Below are 13,572 nucleotides of genomic sequence, written 5' to 3' on the forward strand. Positions count from 1 at the left end.
CCCGCGCTTGGCAAAGCCTCTGCGACCGCTTAGATGAGGCGCATGGGCAAGAACAAGTTTCACGACGGGCCGGGGCCCTCGCAACGGCAGCTCCGCGTGGGCGAACTGATCCGGCGCGCGCTGTCGGACGTGCTCGCACGCGGCGACGTGCATGACCCCGACCTCAACCGCATGTCGATCACTGTCGGCGAGGTGCGTACCTCGCCCGATCTCAAGATCGCCACGGCCTATGTGTTGCCTCTCGGCGGGCGCGGGCAAGACGAGGTCATCGCACTGCTGGCCCGCAACAAGGGCGAGCTGCGCCGCATCATCGGCAAGAAGCTCGCGCTGAAATTCGCACCCGACCTGCGGTTCCAGCTCGACGAGACGTTCGACCGGATGGATGAAACGCGCGAGATGCTCGGCCGCGAAGAAGTGCGCCGGGACACGCAGAATACCGACGCGGAGGAGCGCGGGGCCGAATGATCCGCACGGCTGTCATGGCCACGGGGCTGATGCTGCTGGCGCAAACGGCAGGCGCTGTCGACTGCCGCGCCGAGCCTTTCGATGGCGTCCGATATACCATCTGCGAAGTGGACGCCGCGACGGAAACGCTAGAGCTGTTCCTCTACGGCGAGGATGGATCACCGCTTGGGCAGTTTTCCAACATCAACCGCGCACTCGCATCCGAAAACCTGCAACTCATTTTCGCCATGAACGCCGGCATGTATCATGACGACCGCGCGCCCGTCGGGCACTATGTGCAAGACGGGCAGGAGATCATGCGCGTGATTGAAAGCGCAGGCCCGGGCAACTTCGGGCTGCTGCCCAACGGTGTCTTTTGCCTGCGCGAGGGACGGGCCGATGTCTTCGAGACATCCGAATTTGTTGCCGCCGCTCCCGCATGCGAGGACGCTACGCAATCCGGCCCGATGCTGGTGATCGACGGCGCACTGCACCCGCGGTTTCTGGAAGACGGGACGTCGAAGTTCATCCGCAACGGGGTCGGCACCTCAGAGGATGGACAGCGGGTGGTTTTCGCCATTTCCGACGAGCCGGTGAATTTCTACGATTTCGGGCGGCTTTTTCGCGACCATCTCAGCCTGCCCAACGCGCTTTACTTCGATGGCAAGATCTCGCGGCTCTACGCGCCGGAACTGGGGCGCAGCGATTTCGGGTTCAGTCTCGGCCCCATCGTCGGGGTGGTGGCGCCGTCCGACTGATCCGTCGGAGCGAACTGCCCCAGGTGTCTCGCCGAACTGAACTGCCGAACGGCGCCTGACCCTGATGCGGAGGACGACGCGCTTGTCCCCTGGGGTTGGGCCGTTGCCCTCAGCGCGGTGGTCGGATGGTGCAGATTTTCGGCACCCTGCACTGGCCGTTTGTCCCCGAACCCGCTAGAGCGGCGGCGTCAAGACTGACGAGGACATCATGGGACGCAAACGGCAAGGCAGAGACATCTCCGGATGGCTGGTGGTGGACAAACCCGCGGGCCCGACCTCGACCGCTGTCGTGAACAAGGTCCGCTGGGCGCTGAATGCCAAGAAGGCGGGGCACGCGGGCACACTCGATCCCGACGCAACAGGCGTCCTGGCCGTGGCTCTGGGCGAGGCCACAAAGACGGTGCCTTACGTGACGGATGCGCTGAAGGCCTATGAGTTCACCGTCCGGCTGGGGCAGGCCACCAACACCGATGACGCCGAGGGCGAAGTAATTGCCGAAAGCGACAGACGCCCGGATGAAGAGCGGATCAAAGCCGCGCTCAGCGCTTTCATTGGTGACATCGAGCAAGTTCCGCCGCAGTTCTCCGCCGTAAAGATTGACGGCGAGCGAGCCTACAAACGCGCCCGCGACGGCGAGACCATGGAAATCGCCGCGCGGCCTCTCTATGTCGACAGCCTCCTGCTCATCGACATGCCGGATCCCGACCACGTCACACTGGAGCTGACCTGCGGCAAGGGTGGCTATGTGCGCTCCATTGCGCGCGACCTCGGACAGGCGCTTGGCTGTTATGGCCATGTGCGCGAGCTGCGCCGCATCTGGTCGGGCCCTTTCGATGCCGAGGACGGCGTTAGCCTTGACCAGATCGAAGAGATGGCCCGCACACCCGCGCTGGACGATCACCTGCGCCCCGTGGAAATGGCGCTCGCCGATCTGCCGGAAGTGAAGGCGACAGCCGAGGGCGCCGCCCGCCTGCGCAATGGCAACCCCGGCATGGTCTTGGCGAGCGATGTGGACTACGGCGATGAGGCCTGGGCCTCTTATGAGGGTCAGGCACTTGCCATCGGGCGCTACAAATCGGGTGAGTTGCACCCGACTCGCGTCCTCAATATTCGGAACTAGTTGGTCCCAAATATTACAGTCCGTCGCAAACCTCGCGCGGATGTCAGCCAGAACGTCGGGTTATTACAAAGAATATTACGAAAAGTGGCTGCGCAATAAGCCCTGCGTGAGGTCTCTGCACGTGAGGCGAAACAGCCGCCATATTGCGGTCAGACGACGCACACTGATCCAACCCGGAGACACTCACATGAACCGCACGATCTTCACTGTCCTCACCGCCGGCGCCTTCGCCACCATCGCCTTCGACACCTTCGGCCAGGCGCTCAGCCCGCTCTTCGGCTACGCCAAGCTGGCCCCCGTCGGCCTGGCGGGCGCCACGCTGAAATCCGTGTTCGGCGCTGCACCCTCCGGTGCCGCCTACCTGCTGCACACGCTGACGGGCCTCATCTTCTATGTCATCGGCTATTACGCCATTGCCCGGCCAGTGCAGCGCGCCGTACTACCGCAACTCCACTGGGGTGTGACGGCGGTGGTTTACGGCATCGCCCTCTGGGCTTTCGCACTCTACGGCATGGCGCATCTGGTTGCGGGCATGAAGCCGTTCCTCGGCTTCACCGGCATCACCTGGGTGGCGCTCTGGGGCCACGTGGTCTACGCCCTGGTCGCCGCCGCCACGCTCGAACTGCGCGGCGAGGTGCTGGACCTGCCGCAGAAGCGCGCCGCCGCACTTACGTGATATTCCGGACACTTATCGCCGAAAGGCCGCTCTCCGGGGCGGCCTTTTTCTATCGCCTTGCTCCGACCGGCACCCGGTGGCATGAAGCACCATGCGCACGCGAACCCATACGGCAGACGGCACCTGTTCAACGGCCGTCTACTCCGAATGCGCGGCCTACCGCTACCGTCTCTCCCGGGTCTGGGACGCCAGCGGACCGCGTGTAAACTTTGTGATGCTGAACCCTTCGAAAGCGGATGAGATGCGCAACGACCCCACAGTCGAACGGTGCGAGCGCCGCGCCCGCCAGCTGGGTTTCGGCGCCTTCGAGGTCACCAATATCTTTGCCTGGCGCGACACAGACCCGCAGGCGATGCGGAAGGCCTCCGCGCCCATCGGCCCGGAGAACGACGGCGTTCTGATCACCGCCGCACAGATGGCCGATCAGGTGATCGCCGCCTGGGGGGTGCACGGCGCGCACCTCGGTCGGGGCGCCAGAGTTGCGGAGCTGCTGCAGGACGCGGGCTACACACTCCATCATCTTGGCATGTCGAAGCACGGTCACCCCCGCCACCCCCTCTATCTGCCCTATGCCAAAACACCCGAATGCTGGGATTTTGCCCCTGCGCGTTAACACATTGGTCAGGAATTGCACCTAGACCGCGAACAGAGCGGGACTGTGCCGTCTTTGGGTGGCCAGATCGTCGACGGTGATGTGCAAGAGGGCAAAGGCTTATGCTCTGGTTAGCTGGTTTGGTAGGGATGGCAGGCGTCGGCGCTGCAGCATTTGTCGGCGTGAAACCCGACACGACAGAGGAAGACGATACGCTTCCCGACGAACTCATGACATCCGGTGAGGGCGAGACGCTGCTGACCCAGATCAAAGGGCACAGTGCGGCGGGCGGATTGCTGCACTCCGACACGACCGTCGCCTTCAACGCGCCCGCAACCGCCGCATCGGGCGACACCTGGGGTGACGATGTCCTGAACGAAATCATGGCCGAATTCGAAGCGACCGGGGGCGAGACCGCGGACACACCCGCGCCATCACACGAGACCACCTACAGCAGTGCGATGCTGAACGCTGAGGATGTCGACCTCGGCGAAGAGTCCGCCGTCGATCAACTGCTCAGCGACTGGATTGCCGAACGCGACGGAGCAGAGATACTTGACTACGAGGCGCGCACCGAAAGCCTGATGATCGTCTGGGACGACAGCGACGCAGCCGCAGCCGAGCCTCAGGTGGGTGTTTCTCCCGACCCGGATGATCCCGAGGTCATGCATGTGTCAATGAACGGCGAGAACGTCGCCGAAGTCTATGGGGATGCGGAGCTCAGCGTCGCGGACCTGACCCTCATCCCGCTCAGTTCCGCCATGGCAGTGGGCCTCGAGGCCGTCTGAGGACGGGCCTCTCCGATTCAGTGATTGCTATTTTGAAACCGGGCGCTTATACGCCCGCATCCCCGCGTGGAATCTCTCCGCGCGGTGTCCTCCATGGGCCTGCGCTGGACGACATCCCGGCCTGCGCCTTGACCGAAACCATTTGAACAGGAGCCCCCGATGTCGATCACTGCTGAAGAAAAAGCCCGCGTCATGAAGGAATACGCAACCAAGGAGGGCGACACCGGATCGCCCGAAGTCCAGGTTGCCGTCCTCTCCTCGCGCATCGCGACGCTGACCGAGCACTTCAAGACCCATAAGAAAGACAATCATGGCCGCCGTGGTCTGCTGAAGATGGTGGCGACACGCCGCAAGCTTCTCGACTACGTCAAAGGCAAGGATGAGGCACGTTACCAGGACCTGATCAAACGCCTGGGCCTCCGGAGATAAATCGCAGAGCGATTTTCTCCGCGTGCCGACGCGTGGGTTTGCGCAGCAAACCTGCGGTCCGGCACCCGGTCAAAGTTGAAAGCAGACCGCGCCCGTCCGGCGCGGTTTTTCTTTACCCCCGGTCTCTCTGACCTAGAGTGCCCCCATGCTGACCTTCGCCGCTGCCGTCTTCTTCCTGATGATCACCCCCGGCCCCGGCGTGCTCTCCACCGCCGGTGTGGGTGCCGCCTTCGGCGCGCGTGTGGCCACCCGCTATGTGCTGGGCCTCTTCATCGGCACCAATCTGGTCTGCATCGCCATCGTCTCCGGCGTCACGGCAGCGATCCTCGCCGATGACCGGCTGCGCACACTCCTCTTCTTTGCTTCAATTGCCTACCTGACCTACCTCGCGCTGCGCATCGCACTGGCAGGCAGTAAAGTGGCCTTTATCGAACGCACCCGCCCGCCGGGCATCCGGGGCGGCATTCTGCTGCAGGCGATCAATCCCAAGGCCTATGCGGTCAACACAGCACTCTTCACAGGTTTCGGCTTTTGGCCACAAAACTTTCCCGTGGAGATCGCACTGAAATTCCTGATTGTGAACGCGATCTGGATCCCGATCCACTTCAGCTGGCTGTGGCTCGGCATCACGCTGCAACGCATGAACCTGCCGCATCGCACCCAGCGCACCATCAATATCGCCATGGCCGCTTCGATGATGGCGGTTGTCCTGTTAGCGGCCCTCTCGCAGGCCTGATCGCAGAGCGTTGGACAAGCCCCGCGCCGGCGCGTAAACCGTTCCAAACCCACGCCAAAACGCAACCCCGGGGCGCGCCCATGCCTGTTCTTCTCGAGATCGTCTTCGGCAGCACCGTGCTCCTGATTTGCGCGCTGCTGCATATCCTCAGCATTGCCCGGCTGATCCGGCATCTGCGCCAGAACGATCACTTTCAGCCAGGGCGCACCACGCGCCACCAGCTGCTGACCGTCTGTGTGCTGTTCCTGCTGCTTTTGGCCTCGCATACCATCCAGATCTACATCAGCGCCTTCTCGCTTTGGATCATCGGTGCGCTACCTGGCTATGAAGCGGCGATCTACTACTCGCTCGTCACCTACACCACCGTGGGCTACGGCGATGTGGTCCTTGATCCAGGCTACCGGATCGCTGGCGCGATGATCTCGGTGACCGGCATCCTGATGTTCGGGATGACCACGGCCTTCGTGGTGGGTCTTTTCACCCGCATCCTGGGCGAAAAGGATCTGTGATCACCCTGTCCACGCGCTAGCTCTGCCGCATGGACCACCTGCCCCGCCTCGCTCTCTCTGTCCGCCAACCCTCCGCCTGGGCGATCATCCACGGTGGCAAGATCATCGAAAACCGCTCACTGGGCGCGATCCGGGCAGGCCGGATGACGCCCGGCCCCATCTGCATCCACGCAGCGACCGGCATGAAGGAAGACGAATACCGCTACCTGCACTGGCGCTTTGCCCAACATGGAACCTCCTGCCCCCGCCCGGACGAGCTGGTGCGAGGCGCCATCATCGGCACGGTCGACGTGGTGGAGATCATCACGGAGAGCGATAGCGACTGGTTCGGCGGCGAAGCCGGCCTGTTGCTGGAAAATCCCCGCCCGATCGACCCAATCCCGGCAAGTGGGGCGCTCGGCTATTTCGAGTGGGGTCCGGGCGGTGAGATTGCTCCGCCCAAACCCTGGATGACCCGCTTCGCGCGCGCCGCTGACAGCGCAACGGGCGATCTCTTTCCTGACGCCCCACCCGCCTATAAAACCCCACCGAAAAAACCTTGGAGCTAGGGCTTAACGTCGCGGAAGGCGTCCCTTTCCAACGCCCGCAATCTCGTGTACGTACGCGCAATCTGAGACAGGCGCCCGGACCTCAGCGCCAGACGAAAACCGTTGTCAAAGAAGATACCGGGGTCAGGGGGAATACGCCCCCTATGCAAATGGCCAATGGGCCAACTTGAGGAACCTAGATGTTCAACGAAACGAAAAAATCGATGCAGTGGGGCGAAGAGACGCTCACACTGGAAACCGGAAAAGTGGCCCGTCAGGCGGATGGGTCGGTGATTGCAACGCTGGGCGAGACCAGCGTGATGGCAAACGTCACCTTTGCCAAGAAACAAAAGCCGGGGCAGGATTTCTTCCCGCTGACCGTGCACTACCAAGAGAAATACTACGCCGCCGGTAAAGTGCCGGGTGGCTTCTTCAAGCGCGAGGCGCGCCCGACCGAGAAAGAGACGCTGACCGCCCGTCTGATCGACCGTCCGATCCGCCCGCTGTTCGTCCCCGGCTTCAAGAACGAAGTGCTGGTGATGTGCACCGTGCTTTCCCATGATTTGGTCAACGACCCCGACATGGTGGCGATGATCGCGGCCTCCGCCGCGCTGACCATCTCCGGCGCGCCCTTCATGGGCCCGATTGCTGGTGCCCGCGTTGGTTTCGAGGACGGCGAATACATCCTGAACCCGACCGTGGACGATATGCAGGACCTGCGCCTGAACCCGGACCAGCGGCTCGATCTGGTGGTCGCCGGCACCAAAGATGCCGTGATGATGGTCGAATCCGAAGCCTACGAGCTGACCGAAGAGGAAATGCTGGGTGCGGTGAAATTCGCCCATGAGCAAATCCAGCCGGTGATCGACCTCATCATCAGCCTCGCGGAAGAAGCGGCCAAGGAGCCGTTTGATTTCCAGCCCGCGGATTACTCCGAGCTCTCCGCTGCGATTGCCGCGGCAGGTGAAGCGGACATGCGTGCCGCCTTCGCGATCTCCGACAAGCAGGAGCGCACCACAGCCGTCGCCGCCGCCCGCGAAAAGATCATGGAAGCGCTGACAGAAGAGCAGCAGGAAGACCCCAACCTCGGTTCCGCGATGAAAGGCCTCGAGGCCTCGATCCTGCGTGGCGATGTGGTGAAAACCGGCAAGCGGATCGATGGTCGGAAAACCGACGAAATCCGCGACATCGTCTGTGAAACCGGCTTCCTGCCCCGGACCCATGGCTCGGCGCTCTTCACCCGCGGCGAGACGCAAGGTCTGGTCGTGACCACGCTCGGCACCGGCGATGATGAGCAATTCATCGACGCGCTGCATGGCAACTTCAAATCCAACTTCCTGCTGCACTACAACTTCCCGCCCTACTCAGTGGGTGAAGCGGGTCGCGTGGGCCCTCCGGGACGGCGCGAAATCGGCCACGGCAAGCTGGCCTGGCGCGCCCTGCAAGCGGTGCTGCCCGCAGCGACCGACTTCCCCTACACGGTACGCGTAGTCTCCGAGATCACCGAATCCAACGGCTCGTCCTCCATGGCCTCCGTCTGTGGCGGCTCTCTGTCGATGATGGACGCAGGTGTGCCACTGAAATCAGCGGTTGCCGGTGTGGCCATGGGTCTGATCCTCGAAGAGGACGGATCCTACGCGATCCTGTCGGACATCTTGGGCGATGAAGACCACCTCGGCGATATGGACTTCAAAGTGGCGGGCACCGAAAACGGCATCACCTCGCTGCAGATGGACATCAAGGTTGCGGGTATTACGCCCGAGATCATGGAGAAAGCTCTGGCGCAGGCGAAAGACGGCCGGATGCACATCCTTGGCGAGATGAGCAAGGCGATCACCGGGGCCGCGGAATTCTCCGAACATGCCCCACGCATCGAGACCATGCAGATCCCAACTGACAAGATCCGCGAAGTCATCGGCTCCGGCGGCAAGGTCATCCGCGAGATCGTGGAAGTGTCGGGCGCGAAAGTAGACATCAACGACGAAGGCACCATCAAGATCGCCTCGCCCAACGGCGAAGCCATCAAGAAGGCCTACGACATGATCCACTCCATCGTGGCCGAGCCGGAAGAAGGCATGGTTTACACCGGGACCGTCGTGAAAATCGTGGACTTCGGCGCCTTCGTGAACTTCTTCGGCAAGCGCGACGGTCTGGTGCACGTCTCCCAGATCGAAAACCGCCGCCTGAACCATCCGTCGGATGTGCTGAAGGAAGGTCAGGAAGTGAAGGTCAAGCTTCTGGGCTTCGACGACCGCGGCAAGGTGCGCCTGTCGATGAAGGTCGTCGATCAGGAGACCGGCGAAGAGATCAAGAAAGAGGCCGCTCCCGCCGAGGAATAATCGGCGCGACACGGCAAAAATGAGGCCCCGGTGACCCCACCGGGGCCTTTTTCGTGACGCAGCGTCTCTACTGCCTTCCGCAGGGTCAGCCTAGGCGACGCACAAATCGGTGCTACCCTGCCTGCGATTCCGGCTTGGGAGGGCCTTCATGAAAAACCGTATTCTTTCACTTGCGCTGGCCTGCAGCCTCGCAACCAGCGCTGGGGCCGGTGTTCTCGATTTCACCAGCTACTACGCTCTGGGCGACAGCCTGTCCGATGACGGCAAGCTCGGCCAGCTTGCACCACCCAGCGTCGGCGGGCGTTTCTCCAACGGTCCGGTCTGGACCGAGATCATCGCCGACCGGTTCCGCACGGCACGGAAGGAGACCCGGAATTACGCCTTGGGCGGCGCCACAGCAGGTGACCTGAACACCACCGACTATAGCAATGGCGGCACGGTGCCACCCGCTCAGGTGGCCGCGCTGACGGCACTTTCCACCTTCAAGACCCAGGCCGCCACCCTCGCTGCGACGGTTGCCAATTCGGGCAGCAACCCGCTGGTTTCCGTGCTGTTCGGGGCCAACGACTTCTTTCAGCAGATCGGGACGGCAGCCTTTGACCCCGCACGCACGGCCTCCGAGGTCATTTCCGGTATCCGGGCAGTTGCGGCCGTCGGGCCAGTCTTTGACGACTTCCTGGTCTCCAACCTTCCAGACATCAGCCGTACGCCGGCTTTCAACGCCGAGCTTGTGGTCGCGCAGGCAACCCTCGCCGCGCTCAAAGCCGATCCGACCGCAGACCCGGTCGAAGTCGCGGGCGCCGAGGCTACGGTTGCGGCGCTCAGCGCGCGGGCTGCGGCGATCCAGGGCGCCTCTTTGCTGTTCAACGCAGAGCTCGAAGACGGCCTGCAAGAGCTTGAGAACATCGACGGGCTGACGATCGCCCGGGTCGATCAGTTCTCCTACTTCAACAACCTGATTACCGAAGCGCCCAGCCTCGGGATCGTCGACACCGTCTTTCCCTGCACACCAAATCTGAGAGAGGTTCAGCTGCAAGGCAACTGCTCCTTTGTCGGGTTTTCCCCGGACGGGCAACCGATCTTCGATCCGACGCTGGCGGACAGCGTGCTCTTTGCTGACGGTGTGCATCCGAACCGCATCGCACAGGCCAGATTTGCAGAGTTCGCCCTGTCCAGTATCGAAGACCGCCTGCCCGCACCGGTTCCGGTGCCCGCAGCTTTGCCTCTTCTGCTGGCTGGGCTCGGTGTCTTCGGCGTCATGGCGCGCCGCCGCCGCGCCTGAGCGGGAGCACACCCGAAACACTCTCATGCCCCCGGCCTGCGCCGGGGGTTTTTCTGTTCACGGGATACTGTAGAATGGGATGAGATTTCACAGATGGAGCCAGAATGGCGTTCTCCTCCACCGACCAGCGGCTTTTGCGGGAAATTCAACGCGACGCCAGCCTGTCGCTTGCTCAGTTGGCTGACCGGTGCGGCATGGCCCAGAGCACGGTCTGGCGACGGATGCAGGACTTCGAGCGCCAGGGGCTGATCACCGCGCGGGTCGCACTGCTGGATCCGTCCAAGGTGGGCTCCAAACTCTGCGTTCTGGCGGCAATCACCCTGCGCGATCATGCGGAACAGACGGTGGCGGGTTTTGCACAACTGATCGAGGGACATCCGGAGATCGTGGAATGCTATGCCACGTCGGGCAGCGCCGATTATCAGCTGAAAATCCGCGTCGAGGATGTGGAGGCCTACGAGCGCTTCATGACCCATACGCTTCTGCGCAACGAGGTCGTGCGCGGAGTGCACTCGAGCTTTGTGTTGAAAGAGCTGAAATCAACCACCGAACTGCCAATTTAGCGCATCAGGTCAGGCGGGGCGTCCCAAGGGCACGTTCGGGCAATGACCACGACTATGGTCTGCCCAGCTGAGAGTCCGCGGAGCACAGCACGGTCCCACTCCAACCTTGGTCGATTTCAACCGGGAGAGGCGGCGCAGGATGACGCCGCCACAAAAGCTTGGGTTACTCCGGCGCCTTGGTTGTGCGCAGATACGGCAGCACCGTCGTGAACTCGCCGAACTTCGCCTTGGCATCTTCATCGGACACCGTCGCCGGGATGATCACGTCATCGCCCACGTTCCAGTTCGCCGGCGTCGCCACTCCTTTGCCAGTCGAGGTCTGCAACCCGTCGAGCGCGCGCAGCACCTCGGCAAAGTTGCGCCCCACGGTCATCGGGTAGGTCATGCTCAGCTTCAGCTGCTTATCCGGCCCGATGATGAAGACCGAGCGCACAGTGGCGCTGTCGGCCGGCGTGCGCCCGTCGGGCAGGTAGGCCTCGGCGGGCAGCATGTCGAAGGCCTTCGACACTTCCAGCCCGTCATCCGCGATGATCGGAAAACCGGCCTTCGCCCCGCCCACCTTTTCGATGTCCTGCTTCCATTTCTTGTGGTCCTCGACCCCGTCGACGGAGACGCCAATCACCTTGGTTCCGCGCTTCTCCCATTCGTCGGCCAGCTGTGCCACGGCCCCGAATTCGGTGGTGCAGACCGGTGTGAAATCCTTGGGGTGCGAGAACAGGATCGCCCAGCTGTCGCCGATCCAGTCATGCAGCTGCAGGGTCCCGTGGTCGGTTTCGACGGTCAGGTTCGGGATGGTGTCGTTAATGCGCAAGCCCATGGTGTCCTCCGGTGCAATGCTTTGGTGACTCGTTGCGTTAACTTAATCATATCACCGGCGGGTTTCATCCCCCTCTCTTGCGGACCCACCCCCCCGATGACAGAGTGCCGCCAAGCTCAGACACGAAGGACAGAACCCATGCTGGAAAAACGCGACTTCTACATCAACGGCCAGTGGGTCGCCCCCGCAAAACCCAATGATTTTGCCGTGATCGACCCCTCGACCGAAGAGCAATGCGCGGTCATCTCGCTGGGCGATCAGGCCGATACAGATGCCGCCGTCGCTGCCGCCCGCGCCGCCTTCGACAGCTGGTCGCAGACCTCCAAGGCGGAGCGTACGGCGCTGCTCGCCAAGCTGCTCGAGATCTATAACGCCCGCGCCGAAGAGATGGCACAGGCCATGTCCATGGAGATGGGCGCCCCCATCGACCTCAGCCGCGCGCAGCAGGTCGGCGCGGGTAGCTGGCATCTGGAAGGTTTCCTGAAGGCCTTCGAGGACTTCCGCTTCGAGCGTGACTATACCGCCACCGAAAAGACCCTGCTCGAACCCATCGGCGTCTGCGCTCTGATCACGCCGTGGAACTGGCCGATGAACCAGATCGTGCTCAAGGCTGTGCCTGCCCTGGCCACCGGCTGCACCATGGTGCTGAAACCTTCCGAGATCGCACCGCTCTCCGGGTTGCTCTTCGCCGAATTCGTGCATGAGGCGGGCTTCCCGCCCGGCGTTTTCAACCTGGTGAACGGCGATGGCGCGGGCGTGGGCAGCCAGCTCTCGGCGCATCCGGAGGTCGACATGGTCAGCTTCACGGGCTCCACCCGCGCAGGGATCGCCATCTCCAAGGCCGCCGCCGATACCCTCAAGCGTGTCAGCCTCGAGCTCGGCGGCAAGGGTGCGAATATCATCTTTGAGGACGCGCACCCCAAGGCCGCCAAGGCGGGTGCCATCCGCTGTTTCCGCAACACCGGCCAGTCCTGCAACGCACCCACGCGCATGCTCGTACACAAGTCCCGCTACGACGAAGCCGTTGAAATGGCTGCGGAGACGGCCAAAGCCACCCATGTTGGGCCCGCGTCTGAGGAAGGCCGCCACATTGGCCCGCTTGTCTCCAAGGCGCAGTTCGACAAAGTCCAGGCACTGATCGAAACCGGGATGCAGGAGGCCCGCCTTGTCGCCGGAGGTCTGGGCCGCCCCGATGGGCTCAATCGCGGCTTCTACGCCAAACCCACAGTCTTTGCCGATGTCACCAACGACATGACCATCGCACGCGAGGAGATTTTCGGTCCGGTCCTCTCCATCATCCCTTTCGAGAGTGAGGAGGAGGCGATCAGCATCGCCAATGACACGCCCTATGGGCTCACCAACTATGTCCAGACCGAGGATGACGAAAAACGCCGCCGCGTCGCCCGTCGCCTGCGCTCTGGCATGGTCGAGACCAATGGCCAGGGCTTCGCGCAGGGTTCCCCCTTCGGCGGCTACAAGCAGTCGGGCAATGGCCGCGAGGGCGGCACCTACGGGCTGGAAGAATTCCTCGAGGTCAAGGCAGTGTCCGGCTGGGCCGCCGAATAGCACGCGTCGAATTGCACCTCTAAACGACTGAGCGGCGGTCCCACCGCCGGCGCGAGCGATGCACCTCGGTCCATAACGGGTCCAAGAGCGGCTATGAATGCCAGTCGGGAATCAACTAACCGAAAGAGTTCATCCGCCTCCAGACAGGGAGGAGCGGCAGACCAAAACCCCCCGACATCGACACCTGGTCCTCCGCCAGTGAAGTGGTCCTCCGCTATGTTTAGGAAAGCGGAGGAAAGACATGGCCAACAAGCGACCCAAGCCCGAAGAGATTGTCACGAAGTTGCGGCAAGTTGAGGTTCTGACGGGGCAAGGGATGCCGCGTCTGGATGCGATCCGTCAGATTGGTGGACTGAACAGACGTTCTGCCGTTGGAAGAAAGAGTACGGTGGAATAGGCACGGATCAATTGAAGGAACTAAAGCGT

General features: G+C 62.7%; 15 protein-coding genes and 1 pseudogene. 15 read left to right on the forward strand and 1 reads right to left on the reverse strand.

Annotated features, from left to right (window positions below; genetic code table 11):
* The first annotated feature begins 42 nt into the window (after positions 1-42).
* The 13 genes from rbfA to Q1A71_RS15490 all read left to right on the forward strand — a co-directional run bounded on the left by rbfA (position 43) and on the right by Q1A71_RS15490 (position 10,763).
* A complete protein-coding gene (rbfA, locus tag Q1A71_RS15430; RefSeq protein WP_299678039.1) occupies positions 43-465 on the forward strand; it encodes a 30S ribosome-binding factor RbfA in 423 nt (140 codons plus the stop codon).
* Positions 462-1,202, forward strand: coding sequence for a phosphodiester glycosidase family protein (locus Q1A71_RS15435; RefSeq protein ID WP_299678042.1), 741 nt, complete (start codon positions 462-464; stop codon positions 1,200-1,202). The genes rbfA and Q1A71_RS15435 overlap by 4 nt, the downstream gene beginning before the upstream one ends.
* A gap of 208 nt (positions 1,203-1,410) precedes the next feature.
* Positions 1,411-2,322, forward strand: a complete 912-nt coding sequence (gene truB, locus Q1A71_RS15440) for a tRNA pseudouridine(55) synthase TruB (RefSeq protein ID WP_299678046.1) — start codon at positions 1,411-1,413, stop codon at positions 2,320-2,322.
* A gap of 187 nt (positions 2,323-2,509) precedes the next feature.
* A complete protein-coding gene (locus Q1A71_RS15445) occupies positions 2,510-2,998 on the forward strand; it encodes a hypothetical protein (protein ID WP_299678049.1) in 489 nt (162 codons plus the stop codon).
* A gap of 91 nt (positions 2,999-3,089) precedes the next feature.
* Complete coding sequence (locus Q1A71_RS15450; protein WP_299678052.1) at positions 3,090-3,611, forward strand: DUF1643 domain-containing protein; 522 nt, start codon at positions 3,090-3,092, stop codon at positions 3,609-3,611.
* Positions 3,612-3,739: 128 nt separating this feature from the next.
* Positions 3,740-4,378 (forward strand): hypothetical protein, encoded by a 639-nt coding sequence (locus Q1A71_RS15455; protein ID WP_299678055.1) that lies wholly within the window; start codon positions 3,740-3,742, stop codon positions 4,376-4,378.
* A gap of 159 nt (positions 4,379-4,537) precedes the next feature.
* A complete protein-coding gene (gene rpsO / locus Q1A71_RS15460) occupies positions 4,538-4,807 on the forward strand; it encodes a 30S ribosomal protein S15 (RefSeq protein ID WP_299678058.1) in 270 nt (89 codons plus the stop codon).
* A gap of 145 nt (positions 4,808-4,952) precedes the next feature.
* Positions 4,953-5,543: a LysE family transporter gene (locus Q1A71_RS15465; protein ID WP_299678061.1), complete on the forward strand. Its 591-nt coding sequence runs from the start codon at positions 4,953-4,955 to the stop codon at positions 5,541-5,543.
* An 80-nt stretch (positions 5,544-5,623) separates the two neighbouring features.
* A complete protein-coding gene (locus Q1A71_RS15470; RefSeq protein ID WP_299678064.1) occupies positions 5,624-6,052 on the forward strand; it encodes an ion channel in 429 nt (142 codons plus the stop codon).
* A gap of 29 nt (positions 6,053-6,081) precedes the next feature.
* Entirely contained in the window at positions 6,082-6,600 is a 519-nt protein-coding gene (locus Q1A71_RS15475) for a hypothetical protein (RefSeq protein ID WP_299678067.1), read from the forward strand.
* A 179-nt stretch (positions 6,601-6,779) separates the two neighbouring features.
* Positions 6,780-8,918: a polyribonucleotide nucleotidyltransferase gene (gene pnp / locus Q1A71_RS15480; protein ID WP_299678070.1), complete on the forward strand. Its 2,139-nt coding sequence runs from the start codon at positions 6,780-6,782 to the stop codon at positions 8,916-8,918.
* Positions 8,919-9,066: 148 nt separating this feature from the next.
* Positions 9,067-10,200, forward strand: coding sequence for an SGNH/GDSL hydrolase family protein (locus tag Q1A71_RS15485; protein ID WP_299678073.1), 1,134 nt, complete (start codon positions 9,067-9,069; stop codon positions 10,198-10,200).
* A 104-nt stretch (positions 10,201-10,304) separates the two neighbouring features.
* Positions 10,305-10,763 (forward strand): Lrp/AsnC family transcriptional regulator, encoded by a 459-nt coding sequence (locus tag Q1A71_RS15490; RefSeq protein ID WP_299678076.1) that lies wholly within the window; start codon positions 10,305-10,307, stop codon positions 10,761-10,763.
* Positions 10,764-10,926: 163 nt separating this feature from the next.
* Here the strand turns inward: Q1A71_RS15490 and Q1A71_RS15495 are convergent, their stop codons facing one another.
* On the reverse strand, positions 10,927-11,580 hold the full coding sequence (locus Q1A71_RS15495) for a peroxiredoxin (RefSeq protein ID WP_299678078.1): 654 nt from the start codon (positions 11,578-11,580) through the stop codon (positions 10,927-10,929).
* Between the two features lie 138 nt (positions 11,581-11,718).
* On the opposite strand from Q1A71_RS15495, the gene Q1A71_RS15500 reads away from it, so the two are divergent.
* Entirely contained in the window at positions 11,719-13,146 is a 1,428-nt protein-coding gene (locus Q1A71_RS15500) for an aldehyde dehydrogenase family protein (protein ID WP_299678081.1), read from the forward strand.
* 241 nt (positions 13,147-13,387) lie between these two features.
* Positions 13,388-13,572: pseudogene (locus tag Q1A71_RS15505) on the forward strand (IS3 family transposase); the annotation flags it as partial.

The organism is uncultured Roseobacter sp. (assembly GCF_947493125.1).
In the GTDB taxonomy this organism is placed as follows: domain Bacteria; phylum Pseudomonadota; class Alphaproteobacteria; order Rhodobacterales; family Rhodobacteraceae; genus Roseobacter.

Bases quoted from the DNA above. Each gene is read 5' to 3' on its own strand.
- truB (WP_299678046.1), top strand. From the start codon at position 1,411: ATGGGACGCAAACGGCAAGGCAGAGACATCTCCGGATGGCTGGTGGTG.
- Q1A71_RS15445 (WP_299678049.1), top strand. From the start codon at position 2,510: ATGAACCGCACGATCTTCACTGTCCTCACCGCCGGCGCCTTCGCCACC.
- Q1A71_RS15465 (WP_299678061.1), top strand. From the start codon at position 4,953: ATGCTGACCTTCGCCGCTGCCGTCTTCTTCCTGATGATCACCCCCGGC.
- Q1A71_RS15495 (WP_299678078.1), bottom strand. From the start codon at position 11,580: ATGGGCTTGCGCATTAACGACACCATCCCGAACCTGACCGTCGAAACC.
- Q1A71_RS15455 (WP_299678055.1), top strand. From the start codon at position 3,740: ATGGCAGGCGTCGGCGCTGCAGCATTTGTCGGCGTGAAACCCGACACG.
- Q1A71_RS15500 (WP_299678081.1), top strand. From the start codon at position 11,719: ATGCTGGAAAAACGCGACTTCTACATCAACGGCCAGTGGGTCGCCCCC.
- Q1A71_RS15470 (WP_299678064.1), top strand. From the start codon at position 5,624: ATGCCTGTTCTTCTCGAGATCGTCTTCGGCAGCACCGTGCTCCTGATT.
- Q1A71_RS15450 (WP_299678052.1), top strand. From the start codon at position 3,090: ATGCGCACGCGAACCCATACGGCAGACGGCACCTGTTCAACGGCCGTC.
- rbfA (WP_299678039.1), top strand. From the start codon at position 43: ATGGGCAAGAACAAGTTTCACGACGGGCCGGGGCCCTCGCAACGGCAG.
- Q1A71_RS15435 (WP_299678042.1), top strand. From the start codon at position 462: ATGATCCGCACGGCTGTCATGGCCACGGGGCTGATGCTGCTGGCGCAA.
- Q1A71_RS15490 (WP_299678076.1), top strand. From the start codon at position 10,305: ATGGCGTTCTCCTCCACCGACCAGCGGCTTTTGCGGGAAATTCAACGC.
- Q1A71_RS15475 (WP_299678067.1), top strand. From the start codon at position 6,082: ATGGACCACCTGCCCCGCCTCGCTCTCTCTGTCCGCCAACCCTCCGCC.
- Q1A71_RS15485 (WP_299678073.1), top strand. From the start codon at position 9,067: ATGAAAAACCGTATTCTTTCACTTGCGCTGGCCTGCAGCCTCGCAACC.
- pnp (WP_299678070.1), top strand. From the start codon at position 6,780: ATGTTCAACGAAACGAAAAAATCGATGCAGTGGGGCGAAGAGACGCTC.
- rpsO (WP_299678058.1), top strand. From the start codon at position 4,538: ATGTCGATCACTGCTGAAGAAAAAGCCCGCGTCATGAAGGAATACGCA.